The 10109-nt window shown below is 50.7% G+C and carries 10 protein-coding genes and 1 other RNA gene; 6 read left to right on the top strand and 5 right to left on the bottom strand.

All coding sequences use genetic code 11. From position 1 onward, the window contains the following. Positions 1–411: 411 nt before the first annotated feature. Positions 412–1599: an MFS transporter gene (locus AC0YNW_RS15560; RefSeq protein WP_387474243.1), complete on the bottom strand. Its 1188-nt coding sequence runs from the start codon at positions 1597–1599 to the stop codon at positions 412–414. A gap of 123 nt (positions 1600–1722) precedes the next feature. On the opposite strand from AC0YNW_RS15560, the gene AC0YNW_RS15555 reads away from it, so the two are divergent. From AC0YNW_RS15555 to pfkA, 3 genes are all read left to right on the top strand, one after another. After that, positions 1723–2040 (top strand): hypothetical protein, encoded by a 318-nt coding sequence (locus AC0YNW_RS15555; protein ID WP_387474241.1) that lies wholly within the window; start codon positions 1723–1725, stop codon positions 2038–2040. An 80-nt stretch (positions 2041–2120) separates the two neighbouring features. Beyond that, positions 2121–3149 (top strand): tetraprenyl-beta-curcumene synthase family protein, encoded by a 1029-nt coding sequence (locus tag AC0YNW_RS15550; protein WP_475832706.1) that lies wholly within the window; start codon positions 2121–2123, stop codon positions 3147–3149. Between the two features lie 27 nt (positions 3150–3176). Then, complete coding sequence (pfkA, locus tag AC0YNW_RS15545; RefSeq protein ID WP_387474239.1) at positions 3177–4145, top strand: 6-phosphofructokinase; 969 nt, start codon at positions 3177–3179, stop codon at positions 4143–4145. Positions 4146–4243: 98 nt separating this feature from the next. On the opposite strand, the gene AC0YNW_RS15540 is transcribed toward pfkA, so the two are convergent. The 3 genes from AC0YNW_RS15540 to AC0YNW_RS15530 form a co-directional block, all read right to left on the bottom strand. After that, on the bottom strand, positions 4244–5440 hold the full coding sequence (locus tag AC0YNW_RS15540) for a putative glycoside hydrolase (protein WP_387474237.1): 1197 nt from the start codon (positions 5438–5440) through the stop codon (positions 4244–4246). Between the two features lie 199 nt (positions 5441–5639). Beyond that, on the bottom strand, positions 5640–5834 hold the full coding sequence (locus AC0YNW_RS15535) for a hypothetical protein (RefSeq protein WP_387474235.1): 195 nt from the start codon (positions 5832–5834) through the stop codon (positions 5640–5642). 201 nt (positions 5835–6035) lie between these two features. After that, a complete protein-coding gene (locus tag AC0YNW_RS15530) occupies positions 6036–6839 on the bottom strand; it encodes a YitT family protein (RefSeq protein ID WP_475832705.1) in 804 nt (267 codons plus the stop codon). Positions 6840–7014: 175 nt separating this feature from the next. On the opposite strand from AC0YNW_RS15530, the gene cshA reads away from it, so the two are divergent. Further along, on the top strand, positions 7015–8607 hold the full coding sequence (gene cshA / locus AC0YNW_RS15525) for a degradosome RNA helicase CshA (protein WP_475832691.1): 1593 nt from the start codon (positions 7015–7017) through the stop codon (positions 8605–8607). Positions 8608–8688: 81 nt separating this feature from the next. Here cshA and AC0YNW_RS15520 read toward each other — a convergent pair whose 3' ends face one another. Continuing rightward, positions 8689–8805: a YjcZ family sporulation protein gene (locus AC0YNW_RS15520; protein ID WP_387474232.1), complete on the bottom strand. Its 117-nt coding sequence runs from the start codon at positions 8803–8805 to the stop codon at positions 8689–8691. 160 nt (positions 8806–8965) lie between these two features. Between AC0YNW_RS15520 and AC0YNW_RS15515 the strand changes: the two genes are divergently transcribed. Beyond that, positions 8966–9781 carry a YesL family protein gene (locus tag AC0YNW_RS15515; RefSeq protein WP_387474230.1) on the top strand — a complete coding sequence of 272 codons (816 nt, stop codon included), beginning with the start codon at positions 8966–8968 and terminating at the stop codon, positions 9779–9781. A gap of 51 nt (positions 9782–9832) precedes the next feature. Further along, positions 9833–10015, top strand: a non-coding RNA gene (gene ssrS, locus AC0YNW_RS15510) — 6S RNA. Positions 10016–10109 lie beyond the last annotated feature (94 nt).

Here is a 10109-nt window from a genome sequence, read left to right as displayed (position 1 = left end):
GTTCATATCGGCTTAAAAGGGTGACATCGCTCGAAAAGGCAAGAATAAGTCGGTCAAACCGACTAAAAGCAAGGCAAAGCGGGTTTCCGAGGGATTAGGTCGTTCATATCGGCTTAAAAGGGTGACATCGCTCGAAAAGGCAAGAATAAGTCGGTCAAACCGACTAAAAGCAAGGCAAAGCGGGTTTCCGAGGGATTAGGTCGTTCATATCGACTTAAAAGGAAGACAGCGCGCCCGAGTGAGCAGTAAGTCGGTCAAACCGACTTATTCCTAAGCAAGCCAGTGCTAAGAGTTACTACTACTCAGTGTCCAAACTATATTAACTAGTAACTAGGATCTTCAATTAGCTGTCTCACTTTAAGGAGTTTGTACGGGTACACGACTACTACCAAACCAAGCCCCCCGCCAAACTCACTCCTTCCCGTATTTGCTAAGGAAGTAGAGCAGGAAGCCGACTGCGGCGGCGGTCGCGACGCCTGTCGCGATATGGTAGAACGCGACGCGGCCAAACTGCTCATAGACAAGGCCGCCCAGCACGCCGCTGATGAGGCCGGCGACGCCGGTCCAGATGACCGTGTAGACGGCCTGGCCGGAAGCGCGGAATTCGTTCGGAATGAGCTGCGAGATATAGCGCAGCGCCGTAGAGAAGTAGACGCCGAATGATACGCTGTGCATCGCCTGCGTAGCGACGATCCAGCGCGGATCCTCGATCTCGCTGAGGAGCCACATGCGCACTCCGTACATAACCGATGCGAAGATCAGGAGCGGGAGCTCCTTGAATTTATGCCCGTATTTGCCGAGCAGGAACAAGATCGGAATCTCGCTGCAGGCCGAGATGAGCAGCGCAAGGCCAATGAGAGAGTCGCTAGCGCCCAGCTGGCGCATCGTGACCGCCAGGAAGCTCTCGTACATGCGATGCGCAGTCGATACGAGCAAAATAAGCATAAAGAACAGCATGACATTGCGCTGACGCAGCAGCTTGAAGAAGCCGGAAAACTCGATTTTCCGCGTACTGCCGCGATAGTCTTTGATAAACAGACTTAACACGATTGAGGTAGACACGGTGCATAGAGCTACTAATATTGTCCATTCCGAGCCGATGCCCTTAAACAGCAGCCCAAAGCCGTAAGCGCTAAGGGCGAAGCCCAGTGAGCCAAAAATCCGAATCAAAGCGTAAGGCGTTCCCGTATACTGGCTGGAGAGCAGGATGAGACTGTCGCTTAACGGGTTCATTGGTGTCTGAAAGAAATAAAAGGCGGCCATGACGACGCAGACCATAGCGAAGTTTTCGAGAGGGAACAGAAGCGAGATCATCGCAAGCTGTCCGAATAGCAGCACGATCAGGATTTTCCGGATCGTCTGGAATTTGTCGCTGGCAAGACCGGTAATAATATTGGCGAAAATCGATACGAACAGGCCGGATGAATAGATGATGCCAATCTGGCTCTCTGAGAATCCTTGTGATAGAAAGTATAATGGAATAAAGGACATGATGAGCGCTTGGGTCGAATAGGTAGAGAAGCTGAATGCACGCAGCGCAAGCGTTTCTTTTTTGGCTGTAGGGGAAATTCCGCTGGCAGCGGTGTCTGATGTGTTCATGGCAGCAGTTTCACTCCGTCCCTGATTATAAAACGTTTACCATTCAGTATAGCATGGTTACCCTTCCATTTGTGGCTGGATTATTACCCTGCAAAATGGTACATTTATGAGTGGAGGTTTACAATGGCGGGATACAATTTTGTGTGGAACGACCGGCTTCGCATACACCTGCCTTCGCTAGAGAAGGAATGGGGTCAGTACAGCGAAGATGAGCAATCCCATTTGATTGAGAGGTGGGAGTTGATCCGCGGACGAATTCCGGATCTGATCATGGAACTGGAGCGTACGATCAACGGCAAGCAGTCGGAGCTTAACGAAGAAGAAGATTTCAAGCGTTCATGCGTGCTCAACTACGAGATTGCGGAACAGGCAAGCCGTATCAACGATTTGCAGATATGGTATCGGATGAATCAGGAATTGGAATCGCGCCGGCATTCATGACTGACTTTCTCGCAAGGGGGTGCGAAGTGAGACTTACGACTTTATCGGGCGGAAGAGCGCCCAAAGGTCCCATTAAGCTGATGCATCGTGTGTATAAATACGTATTGCCCGGCGTTGGAGCCGAACTTGACAAGCTGAAGGCGCTCGCCGAAGCCATACCGAATGAAGAGCTGCGGACGCAGGCGCTGAGCAGCATGCATGACAAGAAATTCCACTGCCAAGGCGGCGGCGTGTATGCGGCGGCGAATCTGGAATATCGCGATGTGCTCATTCCGCTTATTGTGGCGCTGCAGACCATTAGCGATTATTTGGACAACCTGTGCGACCGCAGCACATCTCTGGACGCAGATGATTTTCGGCTGCTTCATCAATCGATGCTGGATGCCGTCAACCCGGATGCGCAGCTGAAGGACTATTATGCACTTCGTGAAGAGCGGGATGACGGAGGTTATCTGCATCATTTGGTTCGCACCTGTCAGAATCAAGTGTCGAAGCTGCCTTCCTACGGGAATGTGCGCGTTCATGTGGAGGAATTGGTAGGATTGTACGGCGATTTGCAGGTGTACAAGCATATCCGCAAGGATTTGCGCGAGCCTCAATTGCTTGCTTGGTGGGAGCTCCACCAGCATAAGTATCCTCATCTTAAGTGGAATGAATTTGCTGCGGCTACCGGTTCAACGCTCGGCATGTTTATGCTGTTTCTCGCCGCAAGCGAGGAGCGCTTGTCCGAGAAGGACGCCGAGAGCATTCGGCATATTTATTTTCCGCATGTATGCGGTCTACATATCATGCTTGATTATTTGATCGATCAAGAAGAAGACCACATAGGCGGCGATCTGAACTTTTGCAACTATTACGAGGATAAAAGCCTCATGGTCGAGCGAATCGGCCTTATTGTAGGCAGGGCAAGGGAGGATGTTAAGTCGCTCCCCGGGTCCCGCTTCCATCAACTGATTATTGAAGGGCTGCTGGCGCTTTACCTGTCCGATCCGAAGGTCCGTAACCAGACGGAAGTGAAGGACGTATCCAAGCAGCTTATGAAGAACAGTCCGCTTACCCGGCTGTTTTTCCTCATCAATAGCATGTGGATTCGCAAGCAACAAGCTTAATACTACGTAAATGTGGAGGAGTTAATCATGACTGCAGTTAAATCGATCGCAGTATTGACGAGCGGGGGAGACTCGCAAGGAATGAACGCTGCCGTTCGCGCTGTCGTTCGCAGCGCATTGTTTCACGGGTTGGAGGTATACGGCGTACAGCGCGGCTATCAGGGCTTGCTGAACGATGATTTGCGCCCGATGGATTTGCGCAGCGTAGGTGATATTATTCAGCGCGGCGGTACGATCCTTCAGACTGCTCGCTGCAAGGAGTTTATGACATCGGAAGGCCAGCAGCGCGGCGCAGATATTTTGCGTGCGCGCGGGATTGAAGGTCTGGTTGTGATTGGCGGCGATGGTTCCTACCATGGCGCAAACAAACTCAGCAAGCTGGGCATCAAGACGATGGCTTTGCCAGGCACGATCGACAATGATATCCCGTTCACAGATGTTACGATCGGCTTTGATACTGCAGTGAGTATCGTTGTGGATGCGATCAACAAAATCCGCGATACGATGTCTTCTCATGAGCGGTCTTCGATCGTAGAAGTAATGGGCCGCCATTGCGGCGATATCGCTCTCTACGCGGGACTTGCCAGCGGTGCTGAGACGATTCTTGTGCCGGAAGTGCCATTTGACCTGAACGAAGTGGCAGAGCGTATGAAAACTAACTTCGCGAACGGCAAGCGCCACAGCATCATCGTTGTAGCGGAAGGTGCGGCTAAGGGCGAGGAAGTATCGCAAAAAATTACCGAAATTAGCGGCATCGAAGCAAGAGTAACGGTGCTTGGCCATATTCAGCGCGGAGGCACGCCGACGGCTGCTGACCGAATCTTGGCAAGCAGATTAGGCGACTTCGCCGTGAGACAGCTGATTGAAGGCAACTCCGGCAAATCTTGCGGAGTTGTGAAGGGCGAGCTTGTTATGACAGACATCGAGGAAGTTGTAAACACGAAGAAACCTTTCGATATGAATATGTACGATCTGGCGCTTCGCCTCTCGCAGTAATAGAAGCAGACCAGTATGGCTATACTCGCTATAGTCATAACAAAAGGCGCTCCCGATTGATCATCAATCGGGAGCGCCTTATTGTTGTGCCTATCCGTCTACTTGTAATCGACTCCTGGCGAATATTTGTTGCCCGCATTCCAAAGCAAGTATTCGGTGACTCCGGAGTCGTGGAGCGCCTTGATCTGGGCCTCGACTTCGGCTTTGCCGTATTTCTTATAGTTGCCTTTGCCCAGCCAGCTTGCCGTGAAGTCCTGTATCCAAGGCCGGATAATCGGCTTCAGCTCACCGGTTTCCTTCAATTTCTCGTGCGTATCGTCCATCGCGCCTTTTATCGTTTCGTAAGGACTGAGATCGGGCGCCTTCTGCTTGAACCATCCGGTGCTGTAATGGCTCGGATAGATCATTGGCGAGATAACATGGACGTCGTTCGAGATTTTCACGAAATCCTGGCCGATACCCTCTGCGGACGGTACGGAAGCCGCATATCCGAATATATCGATGGAGATGCGTACCCCAAGAGGCTCTAGCTGCTCGCGCGCGTATTTCACGAAACCGGCCACGGCATCAACGCGAGATAGTTCCGTTTTGTTGAACGAGAGCGTATCCGCTCTATTCTCAAAACCTTCCGGGAATCTGACGTAGTCAAATTGGATTTCCTTGAAGCCAAGCTTGGCGGCTTCCTTGGCGAGCGCAATATTGTAATCCCATACTTCCTGACGATAAGGATTGACGAAGCTCTCGCCCCGGCCGTTCTTCCAGATCGTGCCGTCAGGCTGCAGGAAGGATAAATCAGGGCGCTTGACGGACAGGACGGTATCCTTAAAGACAACGATTCGAGCGATCGGATAGATATCATGCGTCTTCAGTGTGGTCATCAATTCTTCGATATTGCCGATAAATTTTTTGGCAGTGCCGACTTCGAGAAGCTCTGGCGTTGTTGTCGGGTACGTAATATAGCCGTTGTCGTCTTTGATATCAATAACCATACTGTTCAGATCGGTCTCGTCGACCAGCTTCAATAGGGACTCCATTCGCGAGCCGCCGGCGCTATGCGAGGTTACGTAAATGCCTTTGATCGGCGGTGTATCCGGCTGCGGGTCCTTCTTGACGATGGCGCCATTCGGATTGCTTGGCTTCCCGCCCGGCAAGCCGGAAGAATCCGGTTGCACGATCGTTTCTCCTGCCGCGGCATTAAGATAAGCTACGGCAAGCTTCTGAACATTGGCGCTGTCATCACCTGATCCTGTCAGCAAACTATACAATAACATGAAGGCCGTTACGATTATGTCCATTATGCTCTCTCCTTGCGGTCTGATCTGATGAGGCGGTTCATACCAAAGTATAAGCCACAGAAGTTGTCCCGGTCATCCCCCTTTTTTACCACTTACGGACGGATTGTAAACTTTTTTTGTTGCGGAAGCGAACAAAAAGCCAGCCGAGACAGGAGTCGGCTGGCTTGCGGGTTCAAAACGTACTTCCCGAACTAAACTGTCATTGTAACAAAGTCTGCTTCTGCCCATTGCATATGCTGTGCTGCACAATTTCCATAGCGTCAGCGGGTTCCAGCACTTCCAGACCATCCCTAAGCACGATTGTGAGGTCCAGCTCGCGGGAAGTAAGAAAAGGACTGAGCTCCGGGGCAAGTCTTTCTACAATCCGTGACAATTTGACCGTTTCCATATCCATCTTAGCCTCACCCTTTCATCCTAATTGTGATGAACTAGAAAGCGACAAGGGGAAAACCTATGGCATGAAACTGAGGGGCCTTCGACCAGCGAAAAAAGATGCTGTTAATCGAATGCCCGCGATAAGCTGCGGGATATTACCATTATAACAGGAACATTTTCAAAAACATAGTTATCGCTGGAAAATCCATACTTGCGTAGATCATCTGGACTCATGCCTTCTAAAGTCGCCGACCACACCTGCGGTCTCCACAATGTTGATGAATGCGTGCGGATCGATCGTAGTTATGGTTTTGCACAGCTCGGCAAGCTCGAATTTGGTTCGAACGGTCATCAGCATATCCTTGTCGCTGGACGAATAAGCTCCGCGTGTTCGCATGATCGTAATGCCCCGCGGGTGGGGGAGCAGCTTGGCCAATATTTCTTCGGTCTTGGTAGTGACGATAAAGGCGGTTACCTTCAAGTGCTTGACGTGAATGAGATCGATCACTTTGCCGGCGGTAAAGATGGCGAACAACGAGTACAGGGCAAGGTCCCAATCCCCCAAAAACAAGATGAGGATGACAATGACCAGTCCGTTGAGCAAAAAAATGATCATGCCGATGGGCAGATCGCGCCTTCGGGTGACAATCGAAGCAACAATGTCGAAGCCGCCTGAGGAACCGCCGTACCGGAGAGCCAGCCCGCTTCCGAAGCCGACAATTATCCCGCCGAATACAGCGCCAAGCAGAATATCGTCGGCAACTTGAGTCACCGGGATAAGCTGCAGGAACAAGGTAGCCAAGGCGACGGAATACATGCTCCACAAGACGAAGCGTCTGCCCAGCGCGAACCATCCCCAGATCAAGACGGGCAAATTCAGCACCAGATACAGCCAGCCGATATTTCCGCCCGTTATGTAGCCGATCATCATGGATATGCCAGATAGACCGCCGCTTAATAACTGGTGGGGAATGAGAAACAAATTGAAGCCTGTCGCTACGAGCAGAGAGCCGAGGGTCATCATGGGCAAGGCCAGCAAGTAGCGCTGTTTGTAATGATTCAATCCAATCGCTCCAAACCGTAATTGTAGTTGCATTAGTATGGCTTTCCAACGTTGGCTGGTATTCATCTTCTAAGTTGTGCTATAATGGTTTGGATATTCTTAAGAAGGCTGTAGATAGAAGGAGTATGAGAAGAGTTTGAAAACATTTGCTGAATTTGGCTTGGAACCTAAAGTGTTGCAAGCAATTACGGAACTTGGATTTGAGGAATCGACACCGATTCAGTCTCAATCCATCCCAGTGGCTATGACAGGCAGAGATTTAATTGGCCAAGCCCAGACCGGTACGGGAAAAACAGCGGCGTTCGGAATCCCGCTAATTAACAAAATTCCGACAAGCGAGGATCGCATTGTCGCATTGATTATGACGCCGACCCGTGAACTCGCTATTCAGGTGGCAGAGGAGATCGGGAAGCTTACTCGATACAAAGGCTTGCGCTCGCTGCCAATCTATGGTGGCCAAGAGATCGGCCGTCAGATTCGCGCGCTGAAGAAACGCCCGCAAATTATTATTGGTACGCCAGGTCGTTTGCTTGACCACATCAACCGCAAGACGATTCGTCTGGAAGACGTTCAGACAGTCGTTCTCGACGAAGCGGATGAGATGCTGGACATGGGCTTTATGGAGGACATCCAGTCCATTCTGAAGTTGGTTCCTGATGAGCGTCAAACGATGCTGTTCTCGGCTACAATGCCGGTCAACATTCAGAAGCTTGCTCAGCAATTCCTGAAGGACCCTGAGCATGTATCGGTAATCCCGAAACAAATAACAGCACCTTCAATTGAGCAATCGTACATTGAAGTGCATGAGCGCCAGAAGTTCGAAGCACTCAGCCGCTTGCTGGATATGGAATCTCCAGAGCTTGCGATCATCTTCGGACGTACGAAGCGTCGTGTAGACGAGCTGAGCGAAGCGCTTCAGAAGCGCGGCTATTCGGCTGACGGCCTTCATGGCGACCTGTCGCAGAATCAGCGTGACAATGTCATGCGCAAGTTCCGCGACGGAAGCATTGACGTGCTTGTTGCGACAGACGTTGCGGCCCGCGGCCTCGACGTATCGGGCGTAACGCACGTAATCAACTTTGACTTGCCGCAAGATCCGGAGAGCTACGTTCACCGTATCGGACGTACAGGACGCGCAGGCAAAGAGGGTACAGCTTGGTCGTTCGTAACGCCTCGCGAGATCGATCACCTGCATTTCATCGAGCGCATTACGCGCCAACGCATGAACCGCAAGCCTCTGCCTAGCTTGGCTGAAGCGATCGAAGGCAAGCAGCGCGTGACAGCAGAGCGCGTGCTTGAAGTGGTACAGAACGAAGAGTTCAACGAGTACAAAGCGATTGCGATTCAATTGCTGGAACAATACGATTCCGTTCATCTGCTTGCAGCAACGATTAAGTTGCTTACAGGCGAGAAGAAGAACATCGAGATCGAACTGACTCCAGAAGAGCCGCTTCGCGCGAAAAAACGCAGACCGGATATCCGTTCCAACGGTCGTCCATTCAACCGCAGCGGCGGAAGCTCTTATGGCGGCAACCGCAGCAGCGGTAGCGGTGGCGGCGGATACCGCGGACGCGATGACAGACGCGGCAGTGGCAGCGGCGGCGGATACCGTGGCGGCGAGAATCGCAGCAGCGGCGGATACAACGGTGGCAGCAGCAGCTACAGCAAGCGCAGCAGCGAAGGCCGCAGTGACTACCGTCGTCCGAAGAGCTCGTCCGAGGACAACTAATACGCGACAAAAAGCGGGGGAAGTCCGTGATGCCTTGCGGGCATCCCGGACTTCCCCGTTCTTTTTATCTCGGCTTAGTGCTTAGTAGCATAGGATTGTTTTGGAGATGATAACCAAAAGGATAAATAAGACGAGAATGGCACCTACGGAATTAAAACCGCCATAGCCACCTGCATAACCAGGACCAACGTTGCCCATTGTAGCAACCTCCTTTTAATCATCTGAATGGGTTAACACTAATATCCTATGCAAATACGTCCAAGTGGATTAGACGGGGGCCTAGCACCTTCAAATTTGGGCGGTCCAATGACCCTGGTCAGCAACGGCAAGACACTCACTTACTGTGGAGGCAGAACTGATGGAACCAAGAGGACTTATGGGGGGATTCTACCGAATCTCCGAATGGATCATGAGGTTGGCGGTCATTAATCTATTGTGGATTATTTGTTCGCTGCCGTTTGTGTTTTTAGTTTTTTCGTTTGTTTTTGTATATCCGCAAGGGATTACGGAAGAAATGCTTACGGAAAATGGCGTGCTGCCTTATCTGATGCTGCCAATCATATTAACCTGTATCGTGGCGCCATTCACATTGTTCCCGGCAACGGCTGCTATGTTCACAGTCGCACGCAAGTGGGTGACGGGAGAGGCTGATGTCGCGTTATTCAAAACGTATTTCCGAGGCTACAAAGAGAACTACAAACAAAGCATGATAGGCGGGTTCATTTACACGATTCTGATCGTATTGATGGTCGTCAACTATTTCTTCTACAGAGACCAGATGGCCATTGCGTCCTATATTTTCCTGGCATTCCTGGCCTTGCTCTTTGCTTCCTTATTCAATTATTTCTCAATGCTCGTGCATTACCACATGAAAACGTTTCAATTGGTTAAAAATGCGATACTGATTACGATTGGCAAGCCGATTCGCTCCTTATCGACGGTTATGATGTGCGGCCTCGTTATTTACATCAGCTTGTTCCACCTGACTTTCCTGATTCCGTTCTTTATGGGCAGTATAGTCGCGTTTATCGCATTCTGGAACTTTAATCTGATCTATATTAAGCTGCAGGAGCAAGCGGAGAAGTTGAAGCAGTCCGAGGAAGAAGCGGCGGAAGAGGCGGCAGAGCTGAACCGTGAAGAACTGCTCAAGGACAATCCCAATAATACCAAATAATTAATTGGGCATCGGCGTTTACTTTTAATGAAGTTAGGTCTATAATAGCTATACATCCTGCGATGTTCGTAACGGCTCTTCGTTGTTTTGAACCAATGGCTGTTTCACGGGAGACCTACATTGCTTTGCAGCTGACACGCCCTCAAAAGGGGATCTCAAAAGCATTGCTGCGGACACCCACCTGCGAGAGCGGGTTCAGAAACATGCGGGTCGGACGGCATATGCGGGTTTTTTATGACAATGAAGAGCGATTAGTCGGTTAAATCCGATGAAAGCTCTTTTTTCGTGTGTGAAAACATGGTATGATTAGAAGTAATGTATATAGACG

This window comes from Paenibacillus sp. J31R120 (assembly GCF_056269225.1).
This window is presented reverse-complemented; position numbering and strand designations above follow the sequence as displayed.